The sequence below is a fragment of the Nostoc sp. genome, from assembly GCF_036917465.1.
Classification (GTDB): Bacteria; Cyanobacteriota; Cyanobacteriia; order Cyanobacteriales; family Nostocaceae; genus Nostoc.
This window is the reverse complement of the sequence record NZ_JBALDL010000016.1, coordinates 63,062-85,819: the sequence shown is the minus strand read 5'-3', so window position 1 is coordinate 85,819 and position 22,758 is coordinate 63,062. Positions and strand designations below refer to the sequence as shown.

The 22,758-nt window shown below is 40.3% G+C and carries 16 protein-coding genes, 1 tRNA gene and 1 CRISPR repeat array; of the genes, 6 read left to right on the top strand and 11 right to left on the bottom strand.

All coding sequences use genetic code 11. The features are described from left to right. Positions 1-94 precede the first annotated feature (94 nt). Positions 95-562, bottom strand: a complete 468-nt coding sequence (locus tag V7K38_RS03480; RefSeq protein ID WP_334855474.1) for a MarR family winged helix-turn-helix transcriptional regulator — start codon at positions 560-562, stop codon at positions 95-97. Between the two features lie 620 nt (positions 563-1,182). Between V7K38_RS03480 and V7K38_RS03475 the strand changes: the two genes are divergently transcribed. Then, positions 1,183-2,718 (top strand): hypothetical protein, encoded by a 1,536-nt coding sequence (locus V7K38_RS03475; protein WP_334855472.1) that lies wholly within the window; start codon positions 1,183-1,185, stop codon positions 2,716-2,718. A gap of 220 nt (positions 2,719-2,938) precedes the next feature. Here the strand turns inward: V7K38_RS03475 and V7K38_RS03470 are convergent, their stop codons facing one another. Next, positions 2,939-4,597, bottom strand: a complete 1,659-nt coding sequence (locus V7K38_RS03470; RefSeq protein WP_334855471.1) for a glycosyltransferase family 39 protein — start codon at positions 4,595-4,597, stop codon at positions 2,939-2,941. Between the two features lie 276 nt (positions 4,598-4,873). Between V7K38_RS03470 and V7K38_RS03465 the strand changes: the two genes are divergently transcribed. Continuing rightward, positions 4,874-5,518 carry a class I SAM-dependent methyltransferase gene (locus V7K38_RS03465; RefSeq protein WP_334855468.1) on the top strand — a complete coding sequence of 215 codons (645 nt, stop codon included), beginning with the start codon at positions 4,874-4,876 and terminating at the stop codon, positions 5,516-5,518. A gap of 112 nt (positions 5,519-5,630) precedes the next feature. Then, positions 5,631-6,086: an EVE domain-containing protein gene (locus tag V7K38_RS03460; RefSeq protein ID WP_334855466.1), complete on the top strand. Its 456-nt coding sequence runs from the start codon at positions 5,631-5,633 to the stop codon at positions 6,084-6,086. 414 nt (positions 6,087-6,500) lie between these two features. On the opposite strand, the gene V7K38_RS03455 is transcribed toward V7K38_RS03460, so the two are convergent. Continuing rightward, on the bottom strand, positions 6,501-7,325 hold the full coding sequence (locus tag V7K38_RS03455) for a M90 family metallopeptidase (protein WP_334855464.1): 825 nt from the start codon (positions 7,323-7,325) through the stop codon (positions 6,501-6,503). 594 nt (positions 7,326-7,919) lie between these two features. Here V7K38_RS03455 and V7K38_RS03450 point away from each other — a divergent pair. Further along, positions 7,920-8,360 (top strand): Crp/Fnr family transcriptional regulator, encoded by a 441-nt coding sequence (locus tag V7K38_RS03450; RefSeq protein WP_334855522.1) that lies wholly within the window; start codon positions 7,920-7,922, stop codon positions 8,358-8,360. A 134-nt stretch (positions 8,361-8,494) separates the two neighbouring features. Here V7K38_RS03450 and V7K38_RS03445 read toward each other — a convergent pair whose 3' ends face one another. The 7 genes from V7K38_RS03445 to fbp all read right to left on the bottom strand — a co-directional run bounded on the left by V7K38_RS03445 (position 8,495) and on the right by fbp (position 16,547). Continuing rightward, on the bottom strand, positions 8,495-9,880 hold the full coding sequence (locus V7K38_RS03445; protein ID WP_334855463.1) for a cobyrinate a,c-diamide synthase: 1,386 nt from the start codon (positions 9,878-9,880) through the stop codon (positions 8,495-8,497). Between the two features lie 114 nt (positions 9,881-9,994). Then, complete coding sequence (gene brnA, locus V7K38_RS03440; protein WP_334855461.1) at positions 9,995-10,228, bottom strand: type II toxin-antitoxin system BrnA family antitoxin; 234 nt, start codon at positions 10,226-10,228, stop codon at positions 9,995-9,997. Next, entirely contained in the window at positions 10,218-10,337 is a 120-nt protein-coding gene (locus tag V7K38_RS03435; protein WP_334855459.1) for a BrnT family toxin, read from the bottom strand. The genes brnA and V7K38_RS03435 overlap by 11 nt, the downstream gene beginning before the upstream one ends. Before the next feature lie 527 nt (positions 10,338-10,864). Beyond that, complete coding sequence (gene opcA, locus V7K38_RS03430) at positions 10,865-12,217, bottom strand: glucose-6-phosphate dehydrogenase assembly protein OpcA (RefSeq protein WP_334855457.1); 1,353 nt, start codon at positions 12,215-12,217, stop codon at positions 10,865-10,867. A gap of 128 nt (positions 12,218-12,345) precedes the next feature. Continuing rightward, positions 12,346-13,875, bottom strand: a complete 1,530-nt coding sequence (gene zwf, locus V7K38_RS03425) for a glucose-6-phosphate dehydrogenase (protein ID WP_334855456.1) — start codon at positions 13,873-13,875, stop codon at positions 12,346-12,348. A 181-nt stretch (positions 13,876-14,056) separates the two neighbouring features. After that, positions 14,057-15,202 (bottom strand): transaldolase, encoded by a 1,146-nt coding sequence (tal, locus tag V7K38_RS03420; RefSeq protein ID WP_334855455.1) that lies wholly within the window; start codon positions 15,200-15,202, stop codon positions 14,057-14,059. A 295-nt stretch (positions 15,203-15,497) separates the two neighbouring features. Then, positions 15,498-16,547, bottom strand: a complete 1,050-nt coding sequence (fbp, locus tag V7K38_RS03415) for a class 1 fructose-bisphosphatase (protein ID WP_334855453.1) — start codon at positions 16,545-16,547, stop codon at positions 15,498-15,500. A 630-nt stretch (positions 16,548-17,177) separates the two neighbouring features. Here fbp and V7K38_RS03410 point away from each other — a divergent pair. Together V7K38_RS03410 and V7K38_RS03405 are read left to right on the top strand one after the other, a co-directional pair. Continuing rightward, complete coding sequence (locus V7K38_RS03410; RefSeq protein WP_334855451.1) at positions 17,178-17,882, top strand: Uma2 family endonuclease; 705 nt, start codon at positions 17,178-17,180, stop codon at positions 17,880-17,882. A gap of 73 nt (positions 17,883-17,955) precedes the next feature. Then, a tRNA-Val gene (locus V7K38_RS03405) sits at positions 17,956-18,027 on the top strand. A gap of 531 nt (positions 18,028-18,558) precedes the next feature. Here V7K38_RS03405 and V7K38_RS03400 read toward each other — a convergent pair. Next, a complete protein-coding gene (locus V7K38_RS03400; RefSeq protein WP_334855450.1) occupies positions 18,559-20,661 on the bottom strand; it encodes an AAA family ATPase in 2,103 nt (700 codons plus the stop codon). 131 nt (positions 20,662-20,792) lie between these two features. Next, positions 20,793-21,928: direct repeats of the CRISPR family, unit length 36 nt; unit sequence GTTTCCATTAATTCCGATTTAAAGCAATCGGTAAAG. Positions 21,929-22,758 lie beyond the last annotated feature (830 nt).

The following is a 22,758-nucleotide window of genomic DNA, read 5'->3' as shown; positions in this document are numbered from 1 at the left end:
CCTGAAAAAAATCTTATTTCCTTAGTATGCGTAATATTATCTCAAAACAAATATTAATGTCACTTCCCCCGGTCGGGTGATTGTGGGACTATCTTTAGGAGAGGTTAGCGATCGCTCGATTCAAGATTTGGGAAAACAGTTCGCGATCGGTGAAAGAAACACCATCCATCGCTTCATCACGAACTGCGGCAGCGATTGGCGGTAAGATAGTTTCTAGTTCCTTACCTGCATCCGTTAGCCAAATTCGCCAGATGCGGCGATCGTGAGTGTCGCGTTCTCGACGCACTAAACCGCGTTCTTCCATGCGATCTAGTACACCTGTTAAAGTCCCTCCCACTTGTTTGAGTTTGTCTCCAATACTAGAAGTAGGTAAACCATCTTCTTGCCACAAACAGCACAACACTAGCCAGTGAAATGGCGTAAGTCCAAAAGGTTCTAGCCTCTCGGTAAACTTGCGTCCGAGCAGTTGTGATACTAATTTTATTCTGTAGCCCAAATTGTATGGTGCCAGATTTTGCTGCCACGAATCTAAAGCTGGGGAATGATTAGATGTAGAAACCATTTCACATATTACTTAGCGTACGTACTATTATACCTAATTTAACTTGTTTTAGCAATAGTTTCTTTGCATCTGTTTTAGGGAAGAAATTGAATTGAGAATTTTTGACAGTGCCGAGAATGTGGTAATACTAAGCACTAATAAGCAAAGGAAATTTGGCGCAGCTTCACAAAGAAATGGTATAACACACTCTACAATACCTAATTTAGTTCAAAAATCAAATAGTAATTCTATAGGCAATAGGTAACAGGAAATAAGATTTATTGAATTCTACCTAGCTTTGCAAAAATCAAAAATAGGACTACTATTTTGTTTTTGGAAAACTCGGTACACCTTAATCTTCTAGAATCCTCTTACCTCTTGTGTATATAATAAACTCCAAGGTTAATTTTTCTGATTAATTTATTCAGACATAGATCGGCCCAATGCTAATTCCACAATTACAAAAACTTTTAACAACACCTATTACTCAAACAAACAGACGTAAGCAATCTAGATTGAGCGTCATTTTTTGGTACAGTCTAAGTCTAACTTTTGCTCTTGGTTATATTCTTCTGGGGCTGCGAAAAGCTTTCAGCAGTCAATATATTGTCAGCGACGATGCACGAGAATATATTTCTTGGATGTATCGTTATATTAACCCAGATTTATTTCCTGGGGATTTAATCGCTGATTATTTCCAGTCAGTGACACCAATTGGATATGGTATTTTTTATAAAATAATTGCAGCTTTAAATATCGATTTAATTTTATTTAGCAAAATTTTTCCAATAGTACTGGGACTAATTACAACTAGCTATTGCTTTCTAGTCTGTATGGAGATATTACCAGTACCAATAGTGGGATTTATTGCCTCTTTGCTTTTAAATCAAAGTCTTTGTCTACAGGATGATTTATTTTCTGCTACCCCTAGAGATTTTATTTATCCTTTATTTTTAGCTTTTTTATATTATTTAATCCGATCTTCTATGTTTGGTATATTAATTGTCCTTGCACTCCAAGCTTTAATATACCCTTTAATAGCTTTTATCGAGTTATTAATTTTATTGATGAGATTATTTAGTTGGCAGAATGGGCAGATAACTATTTCTCAGAATCGAAAGGATTTTATTTTATTTGCAGCCAGCATTATGATTGCTGGGATTGTAATTTTGACTTATGCTATTCAATCATCACAATTTGGCCCGACAATTACTGCTGCTGTTGCGATAACTATGCCAGAGTACTGGCATGGAGGAAGATTTAGCTATTTTAGCCATAATATTATTAGTTATTGGTTTGATGGTAGAGATAGCGGTTTTTTTGCTTTAATTTCACCTCCGCAATTATTACTTGGTTTATTGTTACCAATTATTATGAAATTCCAGTCTCTTTTTCCCCTAGTAAAGCAATTAAATGATGAAATTAAATTATTAATACAGGTAGCAATAGCTAGTTTGATAATGTTTTTTGCTGCACATGCATTAGCTTTTAAGTTACACTGGCCTAGCCGTTACACCCATCATACTTTTAAGATGGTACTTGCTCTTGCAGCAGCGATTTCTATTACTTTGATTTTAGATGCTATGTTGCAAAGGTCGAGACAAAATGAGAGACAAATTTTCAGCTTGGCTACTATTATTATCCTTAGTGCAGGATTAGTTTTGTACCCTAGTAGCTTAAAAGTTTTTCCCAAAACTCCTTATGTAGAGGGTCAAGCCCCAACATTATATGATTTTTTGCAAAAGCAACCACAAAATATTGTCATAGCCTCTACTTCCGAAGAAGCAGATAACATACCTATCTTTGCTCAAAGAACAATTTTGGTGGGTAAAGAATATGCTTTACCAATTCATACAAAATATTATGCTCAATTTCGCAAACGGATGCTTGACCTGATTAATGCCCAATATAGTGAAGATATTAACCAAATTAAAGACTTTATCCAAAAATACAACGTCACTTTTTGGTTATTAGAACGTTCTGCATTTATTCCCGAATATATAGCTAAAAACACTTGGCTACAACAATATCAGCCAGCAGCAAAACAAGCAAATGCCAAATTACAGAATAATTTTGTACCTGTTTTAGCGACATTAATTAACTCTTGTACAGTTTTTGAGACTGATAATTTAGTCCTTCTCAAAACAGAATGTATCAAACTTGCAACTAAGACTTGAACACAATGCCTAATTACAGCAGTTTTTTGCATAAAGCTATGTAGGGGTAATTCATGAATTACCCCTACCTAAATTTTAACAAAGTTAGAGGGTTTAATTCCCCCGCTTCTAACAAGCGGCAAGTTTTGTGCCAGGGTCTAAATCCCCGTTGCAAAACTTAATTACGAATTACGTTCGCGGAGCGTGCCGGAGGCTCTATTACGAATTATTTTAATCTCTCTTAGAAAAGGATTTGAATAAACAAATACTCTTTGACTGTAGCCAGAATGCGGTAAGGTCGAGATAATGTAGAGGACTGGTTAGCATAGATTAAAGCATAGCTCAAAGCTGGTAATTGGGAGATAGAAGCTACCTGTCGGGGGCGACTAGAAAGATAGAAATTAAGCAGTACTTTGGTTTTAGCGTCTATTTGCACAAAGTAAACAGGATTAGATTGGATAATTGAAGCGATCGCAGGTTCTTGTAAAAAAGTTCTCAAAACAGGATTATAATCGCTCAACAGACCTATACTACCCATCGCCGCCAAAGCTAGCCAACAGGGAATTAACCAACCTGCAATCCAGTAACGAGTTGTGAGAAACTTTTTGCCCAAATGGTAACGGCCAATCCACACCACAGGTAAAACTAACCAACCCAAACCCATAGCCAAGCCAATAGTTGCATACTTGCGGATGTCAGAACCACCCCAACTCAGAACGACAATACTTGCTATTATAAGTAAAACGCCTAATCCACCAAAACTATAGCTCAAGTTTCGGGGTAGATTCTTCTTTGCAAAAATATTTAATAGATTTATTTTCTCCTTTTTAAGAGGTAATTGTAAGTGCGTTTCTGTTTGGTAAATATTGCCTAACCAGTTCAAACCCACAGATGCAAACAAAGCTATAAATGGGTAAAGACAAAGACTATAGTGAGATAAACGAGTATTAAAAAAACTAATTTCTCCAAATAATATAAATGGAAAGCCAACTAATATCAAATGGTAACGCTCAATAGGATGCTGAACAGTCAACAATAAACCTAAAATTCCGAAAAAAGCCCAAGGAAATGCTTTTAAAAGAATATTCCATACATAGAAAAATAGCCCATTATCATAATGGTCATTAGAACCTTGCTGCACAACAAATTTGAACAACTCCTCAAAACTTTGATTTCCATAGTGCAACCAGCTTAACCACAGCCAAACACAGGTAGGTATTAAACCTACAAAAAAACCTAAATACAAAAATGGGTTAGTAAGATGACGATGACGGCGATGTTCCCAAATTAGATAAGGCAATAAAGCTATAATTGGCAAAAAAATCATAAAGCTTCTGATTAAAAAGCCTAAACCGAAACTTAAACCAGCTATAAAACTCCAAAAATAGTGATATTTAGGATGTAGTTCTGTTTTTATTAAAGACCAAATAGCTAGAAGAACCAAGAAAACCATCGGGACATCAGGTGTACTTAAGCGGCAGTATTGCAACCAGAGAAATTCCAGACTTAAAATTACAGTAGCTAGCCAAGCTAATTTTTTGCCTAGTATAATTTTGCCGATTTCATATACAAACAATAAGCTAAAAATACCAGCAATCATACTAGGAAGACGCGCAGTAGTATCACTGATACCAAAAAGCTTGTAGAAGCTGGCAATTAACCAATAAGGGCCGGGGGTTTTATGATGTGCTTTGTCCCAAGGAGCTATCCAATTGCCAGAATCAAACATCAGACGTGCGCGTGATGCGTAAAGCCCTTCATCGTGTGCTATCAAACTATTATGCCCAGAAGTAAATAATAATAAGGGCAGTATCAAAACTAACAAACTAAAATAGGGTAATAATCCGACTAGGCGGATATGTCGCCAAATATGCTGCAAGAAGTTTAGTTTATAGAACATTTACTAATTCGTAATTCGTAATGACGTGGTGTTGAACTTATTTATCCACGGGAGTACGCGGACTCACTAACGGGATGAAAAAATTAGTAAGAATAAAAGACCTCTCTCTATAATTCGCTCCATTCTGGATGGAGATTTAGACCCAGATGCATAACGTAATTACGAATTACAAATTGTTATGTGTCCTGTTGTTATTAAAATATCTTACATAGGGATTGTTGAAAAATACCTACAATTGCCGTATTTTTCCGAAGAAGTTCTCCAAAACAGAGATTTATGCAGTTAAGACCCAATCAACGCCTGAAGTTAGATGACAAAGACGATAAGCTATTTTATGCCTATCCGCGCTTTGTCACCCATGTAGATGAAGGATTTATTCAACAGCTAACAGATTTATATAGCGATCGCCTCAAACCCCACACCCGCATTTTTGATATGATGAGCAGTTGGGTGTCCCATCTGCCACAAGAGATGCAGTTTGAGCATGTGGAAGGACATGGACTCAACGCTGAGGAATTGGCACGAAATCCCCGCTTAAATCATTACTTTGTGCAAAATCTTAACCAAAATCCGCAGCTACCTTTAGCAGATGAAGATTTCGATGTTGTCCTCAATTGCGTATCTGTGCAATATGTGCAATATCCAGAAGCAGTATTTTCCGAAATTTACCGTATATTGAAACCTGGTGGTGTCGCAATTATCAGCTTTTCTAACCGGATGTTTTTTGAAAAAGCAATTCAAGCTTGGCGGGAGGCTTCTGAAGCACAGCGAGTGGAATTAGTCAAAGCCTATTTTGCCTCCGTTCCAGGATTTACAACCCCAGAAGTTATAGCTCATAAGTCAGCATTACCCAATTTATTACAGTGGTTAGGTGCAGCTGGAGGAGATCCATTTTATGCCGTTATAGCTTCCCGCAGTTAAGCTAAATAGTCAATATCACAACTTGGTGCAAATCCCAGCTATTATTTCAGACAAGGGGCTTAATACCCTTGTTTGAAAATCATTGTTATTTGTATATTTATAACGTGTGTAGATGAATTATTGGCTAATGAAATCAGAACCAGAATCCTATAGTATTACTGACCTTAAACAGCAAAATCAGACTATCTGGGATGGTGTTCGCAATTATCAAGCTCGCAACTTTTTACGTCTTATGCATGAAGGAGACTTAGCTTTTTTCTATCATTCAAACACTAATACTCCTGGGATTGCTGGTTTAATGCGTGTGGTAAAAAAAGATATTGCTGACCCGACCCAGTTTGAGCCAGAAAGTAAATACTACGACCCCAAATCAACTTCAGAATCCCCTCGCTGGCAAACAGTTTTAGTAGAATTTGTTGAGACTTTTTCTAACCCAATCTCGCTATCAATACTCAAGGAAAAATTTAGCACTGAAGAGTTAATGTTAGTAAGGCAAGGAAATCGATTATCGGTGATGCCTGTTTCTGAAGCTGTGGCTTTGAAGATTTTGGCAATGAAAACGTCCTAATAAAGTAGGCGTAAACTACTCAAAGTTAGGACTTACACAAAACTACACGGTGTAGAAGCAATTCATGAATTGCCTCTACCTGATACCATTTTGGATTTTAGATTTTGGATTAGCAATCACCTTCTTTGTCTTCAGTCTTAAAGGTTGTTTGAAAAGTCCTCTTGTCGGTATCAAAAAGTTCTAGATCCCCCTAAATCCACGCCACATGCTCCACTTGGGGTCTCCCCAAGTGGAGCAGTGGCTCCCCTTAAGAAGGGGGACTTTGATTCCGTTTCCCCCCTTTTTAAGGGGGGTTAGGGGGGATCGCTAAGTGCCTAAAATCACAGCGAAATACTTGTTCAAACAACCTCTTAAAGGTTTTTAGTGAGGAATAAAGTTATGAAAGATAGCTAAATATTGTTTACTTACTTAAATTTATACCCATTGGACAGGATCTAATTTATAGTAACGTTGCAGTTGCTCATAAAGTGCTGAATGCTTGGACAATAATTGCTGCGGTTTCTCAAAAAATGTCTCAGTCGCTACAGCAAAAAATTCTGCGGGATTTGTTGCACCATAGCTATCCATTACCGTCTTTGCATTTTGTAGAACGTCATTACAAAGTTGCTGATATGCTTCTGTCATTACCTTTGCCCAAATAGGATAATCTGAGTTGTGTTGCAGTATAGGAACCCCTTCAGCTTTCCCATCTTCTTGATCCAACTGATGGGCAAATTCATGAAGCACAACGTTACGTCCATCTCTCCAATTAGTAGTGTCTTGTTTCACCTGTTCCCAAGACACCACTAATTGGTCAGTTGTCCACGATTCACCCAGCCTTGCCACGCGCTTTTCTTCAACAACATAATTTCCGATAGGAGTCGTTTCTTTAACAAAATAAGTGTTGGGATACACCAGAATTGAACGAAGTTTAGGAAAGTACTGTCCACGTTCATTTAGTAGGAGTAAACAGGCAACAGCAGCTAGGGTAATTTTCATTTCCTGTGTTACCTTTAATCCTCTACAGCCAATAAATTGTTTTTCTGCTAAGAATACTTGAATATGTCCCTTAAGTCGTCTGATTTCATCGGGAGAAAGACAGGTATAAATGGGAAGATTATTCTCAATAATTGCATTCCAAAGTGGGGGAAAAGGAAGATGTTTGAGACGGTTTCTTCGCCTTTTGACTATAATGGGATTGATTAAAATTCCAGCGATAATCAGCCCAATAATAAGAAAAGCAATTATTGTTTTAATCATTGACGTTTACTTAAAACACTTACTATTAAAAATGGTTAATAGTCAGGATTTTATTTTTGAAATATACGTAGGGTATGTTAGCAATAGTGTAACGTAATATTCCAAACTTGTGCAGGGTTACGCTCTGCCAAGATACCCTACAATACTACTGAAATCTTGAACGGAGCAAAAACTGACGGCGGTTTAGCTTCAATGAGTGATTAGATTCCATGATAACTAATTGCAAACTGAAGAAGTATTACAGGATAAATGTTTAGCACATTATGTTATGGCAACAAGTAAAGCTTGAGTTAGCTAATGGTTAATAAAATATTTCTAACTAATTATTATCGAAACAGAATTCAGTAGTCAGTAGTCAGAATGGGCTAAACGCCCCGCTACCGCTAACAGAATGAATTCTATACGACTGGAGGATAGCAACACGAGAAAGGGATTCTATCTTTCGCAAGCCTTTTTCAAATTGGTATTACTATATATGCCCCTAATGTCGCTAAAGTCTGTGATATTCTTTGCATCTAGCGATCGTCATCGGTTAATATGACTAATTGCACTCTGGCTTCGGTTTCAGTAATATTTGACTTTCAATTTGTAATTATGCTAACCAGTGTTGACCGTTTATTATTTGTCCGGCGAGTCCCGATTTTTAAGGAATTGCGGGATGATTTTATTGTGCGGCTCACTTCAGTAATGAACGAATTGTCATTTCCAGCTAATTACACCATCTTTCGCCAGGGGGAAGAGGGGCGATCGCTGTATATTGTAGTGTCAGGTAGGGTTAAAGTTCACATCGGCAATAAACAACTTGCAGAGGTGGAACAGGGAAAATATTTTGGTGAGATGGCAGTATTTGATACTCAACCTCGTTCTGCCAGTGCTACGACTTTGGAACCTTGCGAATTTTTGGAACTGACCCAAGAACAATTGTATGATGCGATCGAAGAAACTCCTGAAATTGCGGTAAATATCATTCGTGAGTTATCCCGTTTAATTCGCAAGTTGAATGACGATATGAATATGACTTCTTTGCCAAGTTAATCATCAGGTTAACAGATTTTGGATTGAGCGATCGATAGAGAATCAAAAAAATCATGACAACAGACGCGGTAATCTTGCGCTTAGAAAAAGTTACCGCTTGATCTTTTAAGGTTCTTATTCTGAATCTTAGGTTTTCATAGCTTCCGACATTCTTTAAGAAACTGTTGGGGGATTTCTCCACTTTCTCCCCAATGCAGATGAACATAAGAAGCGTGAACATTTGCAGGTAAACCCCATCCCTCGCATCCCATATTTTCGTCACAATCGTAGCGAGAAGTTTCAAATAGGGGCTGAGTAGGAGTCAAGGTTAAATGGGAACGATGAAATTCATGCCCGTAAACGGTTGTACCTGCCTTTACTAACAGATTATTTTGCAAAGCTACTGCACGACGATAGCCCAAAGTTAAACGCCCACCCATGACAGCAGATGTCGGTAGAACTCCCGCCATCGCCCAAGATTTAGCCTCAAAATCGATAATTTGCTCACATAAATACATTAATCCGCCGCATTCAGCGATCGCAGGCATTCCTTTGATAATTGCTGTTTTCACTGCGTCCCGAACGCTGGTATTTTCTGCTAGCTGCTGGGCAAAAACTTCTGGGAAACCTCCCCCAAAATACATTCCCTGTATATCTTTTGGTATTGCAGCATCTTCTAAAGGACTCCAGAAAACTAGTTCTGCACCAAGTTGTTGGAGTAAATCTAGATTGTCTTGGTAATAGAAATTAAAAGCGCGATCGCGGGCGACTGCAATTCTGATCGAGGAGGGGAGATGAGGGAGATGAGGAGGATGAGGGAGAGGTTCTGATTTTAACAGGGGTAATAAATGTTGCCAATCAAAGCAAGTATCTCCTAAATCGGCGAGGCGATCAATTAATGCGTTGAGTTCGGGGAGTTCTGCTGTGGGAACTAAACCCAAATGGCGATCGGGAATTGTGATGTTATCTTGACGGCGTAGCACGCCGAGAATAGGTAATTGTAAGGGTTCTAGAGAATCTTTTAGTAAAGAGAGATGGCGATCGCTTCCCACCCGATTTAATACTACCCCAGCTATTTTAATTCTCGGATCAAAAGATTGGTAGCCGTGAGCGATCGCAGCCACAGAACCAGACAACCTGCTACAATCAACCACCAACACCACAGGCAAATCTAACAGCCGTGCGATATGTGCCGTACTCGCAAAGTCTGTTGATTTTTGCTTTTCTTGCCCATGCCCCATGCCCAATGCCCCATGCCCAATTCCATCAAATAATCCCATTACCCCTTCCACTAGGGCATATTCACTCAGTTGACTATGACGGGCAAAACATTGCTGAATGTAAGCTTCGGAAGTCAACACTGGGTCTAAATTGCGACAAGGAAGACCAGTTACATGTTGATGAAACATTGGATCGATGTAGTCTGGGCCTACCTTGAAAGATTGTACTGAGCGATCGCGACGACGTAAAGATGCTAAAAGGGTGAGCGTGACTGTTGTCTTGCCCACCCCACTACGTTCTCCAGCAATGATTACAGACATGGATAATTGTTTATTTTTTAAACTAAATAGTCAGCTATGTTAGCGGTATCAAATTAAATCAAAGTCAAACAAAAATATTGAATTATTTATTTGATTAAAATCGCTGCTTTTATGCTATTCAGGAATAATTTTTTTATCAAGACGTTCAGCCAGCCATAATTTCATAATAGAATCAGATGTCACTCCTAAACGCTTGGACTCATGTTCTAAAGCTTGAATCATCCAAATAGGGAGGTCAATATTAACACTTTTTTGCTCATAACCTGGACGATGTACGTTAGATAAGTCTATAAACTCAGTAATATCTTCTCCATTATCGAATTTAGTATCAAATTCTTCAGCTTTCATAAATATTTACCTCTTCAGCACGAGAGCGACGAACGGAAATAATTCTTATTTTATCACTACGATAAGTAATGACTGCTGACCAATATTTTCCAATAATTTTGCCAATCACTAGAAACCGAGGCTCATCTGTTTGTTGTGCGTACAGGAATTTCAGTAAAATTCACATCTGTCCAAAGTTTCTGTGCTTCAATAAAATCAATACCATGTTTAGCTTTATTAGTTGCACTTTTGTTAAGATCAAATTCAAACTCCATAATTCTTTTTTAAAAAAGATACAAAATATTTTAATAAACAATCTTCACTATTTTATAAATTAAATTTTTCTAGCCATTCATCTTGACTTTAATAATTAAAAAAATTCCCCCTACCCGACGCGAGAAGGGGGGTTATACCAATTTAATGTGAAGTTGCACATATCTTGATCCCCCTAAATCCACGCCACGTGCTTCAAGTCGGCAGAGCCGCCCAACGCAGTGGCTCCCCTTAAAAAGGGGGACTTTAATAGATGTTTTTCCGGTTCCCCCCTTATAAAGGTGAGCCAGCGCGGTCTTGGGGGTTTCCCCCATGAGCGACTGGCGTGGGCTAGGGGGAATCGAACTATATGCAGCTTCATAGAAAATTGGTATTACATCTAAATTAATTCGCCAATTTGAAAATACTCGCTGTCACTCCTAGACTTTCTTCAAACAGTGACTCACGACCCCAGCGTTGTACCTGCTGACTTAGCAATACTTCCGCCTTTTGTTCTGAAAGTGAAGTCACCTGTTGAAACAGACCAGCAGATTGGGCACCACCGTGGGTTTCCATCCGCATACAACCACCAGTTTCTGAGCAGATAACTGTACCACAGTCTGCCTGGGGATTTGTCGAACTGAGGCGCAAGGCAATCAAGTCACCAATAATATCGCCCACATCAGCAACCGGAACTCCTGCTAATTCGGCTTCTACTTGTCGCTGATCTTGAGAAATAAAATGGATGCGAGTGATATCATAATCACCGCTTTCCTTTTGATAAGAAACTGGCTGCCATTGGAGGCGACTTGCTAGCCAACCTAAAAACAGCAAAGCTTGGGCAGGATTGCCTTTTTCGTAATCAATCGTAACGCGGTCAACTTCTTTGAGGGCGGCACGACGATTAGGTGAGTCATAAGCTTCGGCTGTCAATTCTTGCCATGATGCGAGGCGACGCCAGTTTAAATCAGCTAAAGGTACACCCGCTTCTACCAACTCTTCTAGGCGGAGTAAATCGCTTTCTGTCTCGTTAAAGTTGCAAGAATCTACAATCACATTATTGGAGATTGCTGCTAGGCGCTTGAATAGACCGTTGTTAGGGTCTGGGGTTGCCTTCCACCAAATAAACTTCGGCAAGCCGCCAATCAATAATGCTGGAATCATCCCACCGATGCGTTCTAAGGCAGCAGCAGTACCACTGAGAGTAATGTATTCGCAGCAGATAAGTGTTCTTGACGATTGCTTTTGAATCGGGCAATAGGCAGAAACTTGAGCCTTAACTCCTTCATCTTCGCCAGCAATAGGAAATAGCGCAATGATGCGGCAGGGGTTGCGGAGAGCGATTTCATCGGCAATTCTCGGGCTGCCGTTATTTAAACCAGCAGCAGGATGTTCTCCGCCTCGCTGAACTTTAGCAAATTCTTCTCGTAATATAGTCAGAGTTTCTGGTGTTGCTGTTCCGGTTTCTGGCAGACCATTTTTCTTTTGCACTTCCCGCAATGCTGCTGCCATCTGTGGCCCTAAAATCCCATCAATTGGGCCGTTGTAAAATCCTAAAGCAGCCAACAAATACTGAGTTTCTTCTGGTTCGTAGACTACTAAAGTAAACGTTGTTGCCCTAGTAGCACTGGGAAGTCCACCGTTCTCGCCAGTAATGCCGTAGCTTTGCCAAATTTGATTCAGTTCCGCATCTATTTCGTTAAGCGAAATATCTTTTGGTGCCTGAAGTGAAAAAATAGTAGAAGTTTGCGTAGGCATAGGAAGTTTTGGATTTTGTCATTTGTCATTTGTCATTGGTCATTTGTCATTGGTCATTGGTCATTTGTTTTTACTAGTGACTAATGAACGCCACTTGTTTCAACGGAGTGGCTCTTAATGACTAATATTTACAGTCTGCGCCAGCGACGGCCATCCTGGTTAATTAAGAGTTCTGCTTGTTCTGGTTCCCAAGTACCGGCTTCGTATTGGGGAATTGTATTTGGATCGGCGGGTGCATCCCAAACGGAAAGGGCTGGTGTTACTACTTGCCAAGCTGCTTCTACTTCGTCCGCCCGTGTGAACAATGTTTGATCGCCCATCATACAATCAAGGAATAAGCGATCGTAGGCATCGGATGTTGCTTGGATGCCGAAGGAACCATAACTAAAGTCCATATCAACGGAACGGGTGCGGAATTCTGCTCCCGGCATTTTCACATCAAAACGCAGGGAAATACCTTCATTTGGCTGAATCCGCATTGTCAAAATATTGGCGTTTACCTGTTGGGCAGCAGATTGGAACATCCGAGATGGAACTTCGCGGAAGTGAATTGCAATCTCACTGACTTTTTTCGGCATCCGCTTTCCGGTACGCAAGTAGAAAGGAACACCTTTCCAGCGCCAGTTATCCACCAAAAACTTCATTGCTACATAAGTGGGTGTGGTGGAGTTGGGGTCAACGCCTGGTTCTGTCCGATACCCTGGCACTGCTTGACCCTTCATCCAGCCAGCACTGTATTGACCACGGACTGCTGACCGCGACAGATTGTGAACATCAGCTAAACGAGTAGCTTTGAGTATCTTCACTTTTTCTGTGCGGATGCTGTCGGCATCCATTGCGTTTGGCGCTTCCATCGCCGTTAAGCAGTAAAGTTGCATGAGGTGATTTTGCAACATATCCCGCAGTGCGCCAGCGCTTTCATAGTAGCCAGCCCGATCTTCCACGCCTACGGTTTCTGCTACGGTAATTTGTACGTGGTCAACAAATTGACGATTCCACAAGGGTTCAAAAATTGCATTGGCAAAGCGAAACACCAGCAAATTCTGGACTGTTTCTTTACCCAAGTAGTGGTCAATGCGGTATACTTGATTTTCTTTGCAATATTTCTGTACCACTTGGTTAAGACTTTGGGCAGAAGCCAAGTCCCGACCAAAGGGTTTTTCAATTACTAGACGATGTTTGTAGGGATCTTCTAGCATTCCGCCGCTTCCTAGCTGCTTAATCGCTTCAGGAAAGAATGAAGGGGCAACGGAGAGGTAGAACATGCGATTGCCTCGCGTACCCCGTTTTTCGTCTAATTCACTCAGTAAGGTTTTCAGTTTCTGGTAGCCTTCGGGGTTGTCTATATCCCCAGGACTGTAAAATAGACCTTGAGAGAAGTCTTGCCAGAGTTCGCCTAAATCAACATCAGGATGTGCCTCTGCCATGCCCTTCTGCATTTGTTCGCGGAAGTATTCATGACTCCATTCTCGTCGGGCTACGCCAACAATGGTAGTTTCTGGAGGAATACGCCGTTCTCGCCGCAATTTGTAAAGGGCTGGCACTAATTTACGCCAGGTGAGATCACCAGAAGCGCCAAAGATAACTATAATCTGGGGTTCAGCCATCCCTTGTTGTTGCAGGCCAACGCGCAAGGGATTTTCTAGCAGACTAACCATAACAATTTTGGATTTTGGATTTTGGATTTTGGATTTTGAGATTGGGTACTGGGGATTGGCTACTGGGTATTGGGTTTGGGTTTTGGGTTTTAGGTTTTGGAAAATAGTATTTTTAATCTTATTCCCCAGTTCCCAGTCCCCAGTCCCCAGTCCCCAGTCCCCAGTCCCCATTCCCCAGTCCCTACACTGGTGACAATACCTTGATCTTGTCTTCTAAAGAGTTCATCAAGGACTGGAAGGGCTGGACGAATTTGTCAATACCTTCATCTAACAGTTCATCCATGACGGCATCAAGATCGATGTTGATGTCGGGATCTTTGAGGTTTTCGATCAGGGTGTAAGCTTTATCTACATCTGTTTCTAAGCGATCGCTAACGTTACAATGATCGGCACAAGCTTTTATGGTCGCTGGTGGTACGGTGTTAACGGTATCTTGGCCAACCAACTCTTCGATATACATCACGTCGTTGTAGTTGGGGTCTTTGGTGCTGGTACTAGCCCAAAGTAGCCGTTGTACTGTGGCTCCTTTTGCTGCTAACTCTTGCCAACGCTCGCTTCTAATGATTTTCTTGTATTCTTGGTAAGCTACCTTGGCGTTAGCGATCGCTACTTTCCCTTTCACAGCTCTTAGCTTTGCTTCCACGGCAATATCATCAACGCCTTTTTTCAACTTAGCATCAATTTTGCCGTCAATGTTGCTATCGATCCGGCTGAGGAAGAAGCTAGCGACTGAAGCAATTCTACTGATGTCTTTACCTTCAGCCAGCCGTTTTTCTAAGCCCCGAATATATGCCCAAGCTGTGTTTACGTAGCTTTCTACAGAAAATAGCAAGGTAATATTAACATTCATTCCCTCGGCTATTACTTGCTCCACTGCTGGCAAACCAGGTTCTGTACCGGGAATTTTAATCATCAGATTTTCCCGACCAATTTCTTGGAAATAGCGCCGAGCTTCACTTATTGTTGCTTCGGTATCATGGGCAATGGTTGGTGGGACTTCGATACTCACATAACCATCTAGTCTATTCGAGGCTTCATAAACTGGGCGTAAAATATCACAAGCGTTACGGATATCTGCAAAAACGAGGGATTCGTAAATTTTGTCTATGGGTAAGCCAGCCCGAACTCCGGCTTCTATATCGGCATCATAAATGACATTACCTGCGATCGCTTTTTCAAAGATAGCTGGGTTAGAAGTAATCCCAGATATACCTTGATTTTCAACCATGTCTTTGAGTTCACCTGATTGAATAATGTCACGGGTCAAATTATCCATCCAGATACTTTGACCGTATTGCTTAATTTCTAGTAGATGATTGGTAGCCATAGGTAGTTTATTTCACTCCTGTATAGTGATGTTTCTAAGTAAAGTTGGCAAAACGCATTAATGCTTACTTTTGAATTGTGGCGTTCCCAATCACTTATCGCATCGGCCAGCTGAGATAATCCTTAATCGATCTTCAAAAAGCGCTATTTTGCATCCCCAATCTTAAATCACCATGATTAACGTTTAATTAATGGCAGATGAGAATACAGCACCAAAGAAATAAAACGTCTAAAACCCTTACGTAACACTAATTACGTTCGCGGAGCGTGCCGGAGGCTCTATTACGAATTATCTTCTAGTGTCCGTTTTGAATAAAAGACTCCACCTTTGCTACATCTTCTTTGCTACCAATAATTAAAGGTGTGCGCTGATGCAGTTTTTTCGGTACTACATCCAAGATATTTACCAATCCTGTAGTAGCACGACCGCCTGCTTGTTCAATCAAAAAGGCTAGAGGAGCGGTTTCATAAAGCAAGCGCAATTTCCCTTCTGGGTTTTGAATTGTACCTGGATAAAGGAACACACCGCCTTGAACTAAAATTCTATGGATGTCGCTCACCATTGCGCCGCTATAACGAGCGCTGTAGCCTTCTGTGCGATGAACGTAGCGGATGTATTCTCGAATCGATTCTTCCCACTGCCAAAAGTTACCCTCATTCACGCTGTAAACCGAACCGTGGTTAGGAATCCGAATATTTTCTTCTGTGAGAATAAACTCTCCTAAGCTGGGATCGAGGACAAAGGAATGAACGCCCTTACCTATAGTATAAACCAGCATTGTGCAAGGGCCATACAAGATGTATCCGGCAGCGAGTTGCTTCCGTCCATTGGTGAGGAGATCGGTTGCTTTGCCATCGCTATCATTTCCTTCTTGTTGGCGAATGGCGAAAATCGAACCCAAACTGAGATTATTATCGGTGTTGGATGAGCCATCAATTGGGTCATACAGCAAGGTATAGCGACCAATGGGGCAATTTTCGGGAATATAGTAAGGATTTTCCATTTCCTCAGAAGCGAGGCGACAGACTAAGCCGCTTTGCTTAAAAACTGAGATAAACACATCATTGGCGTAGACATCCATCTTTTTGACGGATTCTCCTTGGACATTAACTTCGCCAGTAAAACCAAGAACGCCTTCCATTAAACCAGCGCGACTCATGCGGCGTGCAACTAGTTTACCTGCCAAGGCGATGCGATTCATCAACGCACTTAAATCTTGGGCATCTGGCGAAAAACTCTGAAGTTGCTGTAAAACGTGACGGGATAAGGTTGTACAATCACGATCTAGAGCTAAGTCTGTAATTTCATTGATAGACGATTCTAAAGATTCTGGCGTTCTAGCCATTTTGAGATTCTCCGCAGCCACTAGCTGTTAATTGGGTTTTAGTTGTGTATGGCAATTTATGGTTGCTGCTTCTATCTTAGGAAGGTAATTTGAGAACTTAGATACGACTTTAGATAAACTAAAGAAATGAATTTTCAGTGACTCCTGCACTCAGAGCTTAGATACGTAGCAAGTAGTCTAAGATATTACCAAAATTGAATCAGTGATTTATTTAAGTCAAGCAATTATAGAAAGTAATAAAGGTAATTAAGCTACTGGCTATGATGTGCAGACTGAGCTACCCTGAAGTTATGCGGAAAATAGGTCTTAGAGGTTGTTTGAAAAGTGTTTTCCTGTGATTTTAGGCACTTTTAGATCCCCCCTAACCCCCCTTAAAAAGGGGGGAACCGGAATCAAAGTTTCCCTTTTTAAGGGAGATTTAGAGGGATCTAAAACTTTTGATACCGAAAAGAGGACTTTTCAAACATCCTCTTAGTAGCTAGGCGTAAATAAATTAAAGTTTGTAGTAAGGACTTTAGTCCTGATCAACCTTGCTATGAGCGATGAATCGCTCACTACAAACTAGGATTTTATTGTATATTTCATTATGCCTAAGTACTTAAATTTAACATTTGGGATTGAGAACTGCTTATGTTCAACTACAATCCATTAGAGTGCTTACCTTCATCAGCAGAATTGCCAGATTCTGATGAAACCCCTGTGGATAACGAATTGCAAATATTAATTCCCAACTTATTGTTAGCGATATTAGCTGCTATTTGGCAAGCTCGTGATGATTGGTTTTTTGGGATCAATATGGGGATTTATTATATAGCTAATAAACCTGCGATTGTCCCCGATGGATTTTTAAGTTTGGGTGTAGAACGTTTTATTGGAGAAAATGGGCGTTCTAGTTATGTGCTGTGGGAAGAAGATGGTATTTCCCCAATCTTATCGTTAGAAATTGTTTCCCAAACTTACAATTTTGAATACGAACAAAAGAAAGTAGATTATGCCCAATTAGGCATTTTGTATTATGTCATTTATGCACCAACCCGCTTACGTCGTAAGCGTCAGCGTTTAGAAGTCTATCGTTTAGTTAATTGTGAATATATTTTACAACCAGGCGATAAAGTCTGGATGCCGGAAATTGGTTTAGGTATTGGACGTGAGCGGGGAACTTACCAAGGAATCATGCGAGAATGGTTGTATTGGTATGACGATAATGGTAATAGATATTCAACACCAGAAGAAGTAACACTTAAGCAACAGCAAGAACTAGAGCAAACACAACAACAGCTTCAGGAGCTTTTAGCTAGATTACAACAGAAGGGAATCAACCCGAATAATCTCTGAATAATTGATGCTGGCAGAAAATGTATTTTTGCAACCTTAAATCTGGGTTAGTTATGATAATATAAAAAATCTTGGGCGATTAGCACAGTGGTAGCGCACATCCTTCACACGGATGGGGTCACTGGTTCAAATCCAGTATCGCCCACTTAATATATAAGACTTACGCAAAACTACATCTGAATTCAACTATAAGTTTGTGGCAACGGCAACATTATGCTTTAAAACTCCTGCGGCAAACTTATGGTTGAAGCTAGGGTTTTTATATGAATGACGAATTTTTAATGTTCTTTTACTGTCTCTGCGGCGGGGTTGGTAAAAGTTCTAAATGCTTATTATATCATAGAACCCGCCGATATCTTTCTGTTTAAGAGGTTGTTTGAAAAGTGTTTCGTTGTGATTTTAGGCACTTTTAGATCCCCCCTAACCCCCCTTAAAAAGGGGGGAACCGGAATCAAAGTCCCCCTTTTAAGGGGAGCCACTGCGGTCTTGGGGTCTCGCCAAGTGAAGCAAGTGGCGTGGATTTAGGGGGTTCTAGAACGTTTTGCTACCAAACAAAAGGACTTTTCAAACATCCTCTAAGCTGTTCTACATTTAAATTGCATAATTAGGGCGCTCATGTTGCCCACCCCACAAGAGTTATAAAAATTTTAGATATGCAAACTAGATGTGGTTTAGCTTACTCATAAACCCGAACGATCGCATCACCAATTGCTTTAACCTTAACCATCAAGGCTTCTGGTTGCGCTACCTTCACGTTACCACCAAAGCCAACAATCCATCGCAGAAACTCTACATCACCTAAAGACCATTTAGGCAATATTACCCGAAAGCGATTGGGAAAGTCTTTATCTGTGGTCTTCTTCAGACAGAAAATTGACTTAGGTAACATTAACCTTCCACCTTGCACAGGTGCAGACATCTTCATTTGTCTGGCAGAAAACCTTTTGGTTCCCTCACTAATAAACCGGAAGATAAAATCATTAAACCACAGTTCTATTGTCACACAAGCCTGTGAATGCTCTTGTTTATCTTGGCTGAGAAACTGATGCTGATCACTCGCACTATAACCTAAAAAAATCCCCGCGCTAGCATCTGAGAGTTTCTGTAATTTCTCTAATGACTTTTTTTGTTCCACCAGAGAACGCAATTTGCTTTGAGGTTTACCAATAAACAATCTATCTAAACGTTCAAATCGGAAGAGTCCGGCATACTTTCCACCTTCACACTCAAAACCTAAATACCATGCTTGATTAGAAAAAACAATTTGCAAAGGAAATGCTAAAAAAAAGCCTTCTTCATCCAGTGCAAATTTACCGCCGCCAACAAAGCGATTTAATTCTAGTAATTGTCCTTTAGCGATCGCTTCTTCTAATTGCTGTAAATTCTTAGAAAGGGCATCACTGGGTAAAAACTCTGAATCTATCATACTGCGATTAGCGATGCCCCGTACCGGATACACATTACTTACCCCCAACTTACTTTTTGTCATTCGGGTAGCAAATGTTTCATAAATCTCCAACGCTACGGGATCATCAAGACTTTTCGCCTGAGACTGGAGAACATCAAACACTTTGGTTAACTCTAATGCTGACAAAATCGCTGTCCCCGCAAAGTAGCCATCTCTGAGGGGAAAATCTGGCAATATTTTATAAGGTTTGAGAACCTTTTCTATATCCTTGCGGACTGTATCTAATCTATCGCCTTGAATAATCCCATTTTCTCTGAGTGCAGATATCAAAGTTTGTAAACTTCCCTTTCCTGTATCTTGCAAAAATGGGTGATGGAGAATCAACCGAATGATTTTTATTAATCTTTGGAAGCTGTCAAAGTCAGAATAACTGTGAGTTCCCTCGAAACCTAACCCCCTAACCCCATTCCCTATGAGGGAAGGGGGAAAATTCAAAGCCTCTCTCCTCTTAGGAAAGAGTTTTGGAGAGAGGTTTTCCAGATTAGCAATAGTATTAACGCCAATCAGAGAATTTTCTTGTAACCAGTTTAAATCAGATGCGATCGCATTTTCATTGGCGTAAATTTGACCGCACAATTTACCCATGAAGGCGGTAATTTCTTCTAAGCTATTGGCAAACTCAGGAATGTTACCAAAAATGCTTTCTACTAAACTCCCATGAGTGGTTTGCAAATTACCAATTCCTGGATAACGAATGATGAGAGAAATTAAATACATCAGCCGTTCAAAATCTAACAACTGACTGTAAGAATGTAAAATAATGTGGCTATTGCGGTTAGCGCGGTTGGTAAGGGAATGCGAAAGCTGTTGAATTTGGGTTGCAATTTGTTCAATGTCGAACTTCGGCGAGGTGACATCGATTTCTTTGACTGTTGCAAATCCCTCCGCAGCTATTGGCGGAAAGTTTTGGAGAGATTTGTGCATATTTTCAATGACAAAATCTGGAACTTGACGAACCCGTTGTTGGTTCCATAACTTGCAAATTGCAACGGGAGTTTGCAAATACCACGCCATCCACAGAGGAAAAACAGCCAGAGAAAATTTCAGCTTACTGAGTAATTCCATCCGCCATCCCCGCTTGGCATTAGTTGCATCATAAATTATGGAATCACCTTGAGTTAAGGCATTCACAATTTCCGAGATTACTTTTTCTTCAACCTGATTCCACTCACCTTGAATATTTGCATCGCCGTAGAGTTGCTGGCGAATTGCGTCTGTAGAGACGATGCGATAATTTCCCAGTTTGGCGAGTTCTGCGGCGAAGGTAGATTTCCCGCTACCGGGGATACCGATGAGGAAGTGACAAATCATCAACAGTTACAGGTTAAAGGTTTTTCTACTTTAACTTTTAGCTGTTTTTTGTTTGTTGTCTAGGCTTTTCAAGCGAATGACGAAATAATTCGTAATTCAAGGTTGCTTTGGTAAGTGTAACTTTGTTTTTTGTTTCCATTAATTCCGATTTAGAGCAATCGGTAAAGTTACTTTAGTGAAACGAAAATTATGAACTTGAAATGTTTCCATTAATTCCGATTTAGAGCAATCGGTAAAGGCTTTAGGGTTACTTTCGTATATTGCTGCTGATTTTTTGTTTCCATTAATTCCGATTTAAAGCAATCGGTAAAGTCACATTCACTAATAGATTTGGGAGGAATATATGTGTTTCCATTAATTCCGATTTAAAGCAATCGGTAAAGTTAGTCCAGATATCTGGACAAAGAGCAAATAGATGGTTTCCATTAATTCCGATTTAAAGCAATCGGTAAAGAGATGGGCAGAAGTTATTGCACGAGCATCGTCTAAAGCAGTTTCCATTAATTCCGATTTAAAGCAATCGGTAAAGTCCAAAAAATCCCAGCACTTTACAGGCACAGGGGAAAAATTCTGTTTCCATTAATTCCGATTTAAAGCAATCGGTAAAGGGCAGCATTGTTCATTGCATTCGCATCGGCGTTTTTGTTTCCATTAATTCCGATTTAAAGCAATCGGTAAAGTTTTTATCAAAAAACTTTTGATTATGCCTCTCAAGGGTTTCCATTAATTCCGATTTAAAGCAATCGGTAAAGCTACGAAGTAGCTCGGGCAGAATATAGCGACTGTGAAAGTTTCCATTAATTCCGATTTAAAGCAATCGGTAAAGCTTTCTTCTTTCAATATATCGACCGCGCCTGATTGGTTTCCATTAATTCCGATTTAAAGCAATCGGTAAAGAAAATGGGACGACATTGGACACACCTGCTGACTGCGCAAAGTTTCCATTAATTCCGATTTAAAGCAATCGGTAAAGAATTGAGATCATTCGAAGCGCTATGAACTGACCTTCGTTTCCATTAATTCCGATTTAAAGCAATCGGTAAAGCAAGCCGATCGAGCGACTGGCCAAGCAGCGCAGGACGTTTCCATTAATTCCGATTTAAAGCAATCGGTAAAGTGAAGATTTGCAGTGTCGGGGACTCGCCGATACGGTAAAGTTTCCATTAATTCCGATTTAAAGCAATCGGTAAAGTTTGTTTTAATTTGGTGGCGGGAAGTGGATTTGAACCACGTTTCCATTAATTCCGATTTAAAGCAATCGGTAAAGAGTTCGTCCAGGAGCCTCTGCCTCGTAAGGCTTTCAGCCACCAAATCGACACTACTCTAAAATACATTATATACCTTGTGTGAAATTGAACAACACGCATACCTCAAATCATTACCCAGTAAGGAATCGACACCACTCAACGAAAAATATAGGGTTTCGGGGATTTGGCGAGTGGTGTCGATGAACATCTAAAACTCCTCATCCTCTTTGCGTCTCCGTGCCTGTGCGTGACATAAATCATCTTAGATGAAAAGGTATTTATCTCCTCAAATTTTCCGAGAAGATATAAAAGTCACCGCCCAGGCAGGTTTAGCCATTGTATCCACCAATTGCGATCGCAGTGCTTTATCTATGTAACCACCAATTGCGATCGCAGTGCTTTGTCTATGTAACCACCAATTGCGATCGCAGTGCTTTGTTTATGTAACCACGAATTGCGATCGCAGTGCTTTGTCTATGTAACCACGAATTGCGATCGCAGTGCTTTATCTATGTAATCACGAATTGCGATCGCAGTGCTTTATCTATGTAACCATGAATTGCGATCGCAGTGCTTTATCTATGTAACCACGAATTGCGATCGCAGTGCTTTGTCTATGTAACCACGAATTGCGATCGCAGTCCTTTATCTATGTAACCACGAATTGCGATCGCAGTCCTTTATCTATGTAACCACGAATTGCGATCGCAGTGCTTTGTCTATGTAACCACGAATTGCGATCGCAGTGCTTTATCTATGTAACCATGAATTGCGATCGCAGTGCTTTATCTATGTAATCACGAATTGCGATCGCAGTGCTTTGTCTATGTAACCACGAATTGCGATCGCA

What these genes read in the sequence shown, in the direction of transcription:
- V7K38_RS03465 (WP_334855468.1), top strand. Translation starts at nt 4,874, where the DNA reads ATGCAGTTAAGACCCAATCAACGCCTGAAGTTAGATGACAAAGACGAT.
- opcA (WP_334855457.1), bottom strand. Translation starts at nt 12,217, where the DNA reads ATGCCTACGCAAACTTCTACTATTTTTTCACTTCAGGCACCAAAAGAT.
- brnA (WP_334855461.1), bottom strand. Translation starts at nt 10,228, where the DNA reads ATGAAAGCTGAAGAATTTGATACTAAATTCGATAATGGAGAAGATATT.
- V7K38_RS03475 (WP_334855472.1), top strand. Translation starts at nt 1,183, where the DNA reads ATGTATCGTTATATTAACCCAGATTTATTTCCTGGGGATTTAATCGCT.
- V7K38_RS03455 (WP_334855464.1), bottom strand. Translation starts at nt 7,325, where the DNA reads ATGATTAAAACAATAATTGCTTTTCTTATTATTGGGCTGATTATCGCT.
- fbp (WP_334855453.1), bottom strand. Translation starts at nt 16,547, where the DNA reads ATGGCTAGAACGCCAGAATCTTTAGAATCGTCTATCAATGAAATTACA.
- V7K38_RS03480 (WP_334855474.1), bottom strand. Translation starts at nt 562, where the DNA reads ATGGTTTCTACATCTAATCATTCCCCAGCTTTAGATTCGTGGCAGCAA.
- V7K38_RS03410 (WP_334855451.1), top strand. Translation starts at nt 17,178, where the DNA reads ATGTTCAACTACAATCCATTAGAGTGCTTACCTTCATCAGCAGAATTG.
- V7K38_RS03470 (WP_334855471.1), bottom strand. Translation starts at nt 4,597, where the DNA reads ATGTTCTATAAACTAAACTTCTTGCAGCATATTTGGCGACATATCCGC.
- V7K38_RS03460 (WP_334855466.1), top strand. Translation starts at nt 5,631, where the DNA reads ATGAATTATTGGCTAATGAAATCAGAACCAGAATCCTATAGTATTACT.
- V7K38_RS03445 (WP_334855463.1), bottom strand. Translation starts at nt 9,880, where the DNA reads ATGTCTGTAATCATTGCTGGAGAACGTAGTGGGGTGGGCAAGACAACA.
- zwf (WP_334855456.1), bottom strand. Translation starts at nt 13,875, where the DNA reads ATGGTTAGTCTGCTAGAAAATCCCTTGCGCGTTGGCCTGCAACAACAA.
- V7K38_RS03450 (WP_334855522.1), top strand. Translation starts at nt 7,920, where the DNA reads ATGCTAACCAGTGTTGACCGTTTATTATTTGTCCGGCGAGTCCCGATT.
- tal (WP_334855455.1), bottom strand. Translation starts at nt 15,202, where the DNA reads ATGGCTACCAATCATCTACTAGAAATTAAGCAATACGGTCAAAGTATC.
- V7K38_RS03400 (WP_334855450.1), bottom strand. Translation starts at nt 20,661, where the DNA reads ATGATTTGTCACTTCCTCATCGGTATCCCCGGTAGCGGGAAATCTACC.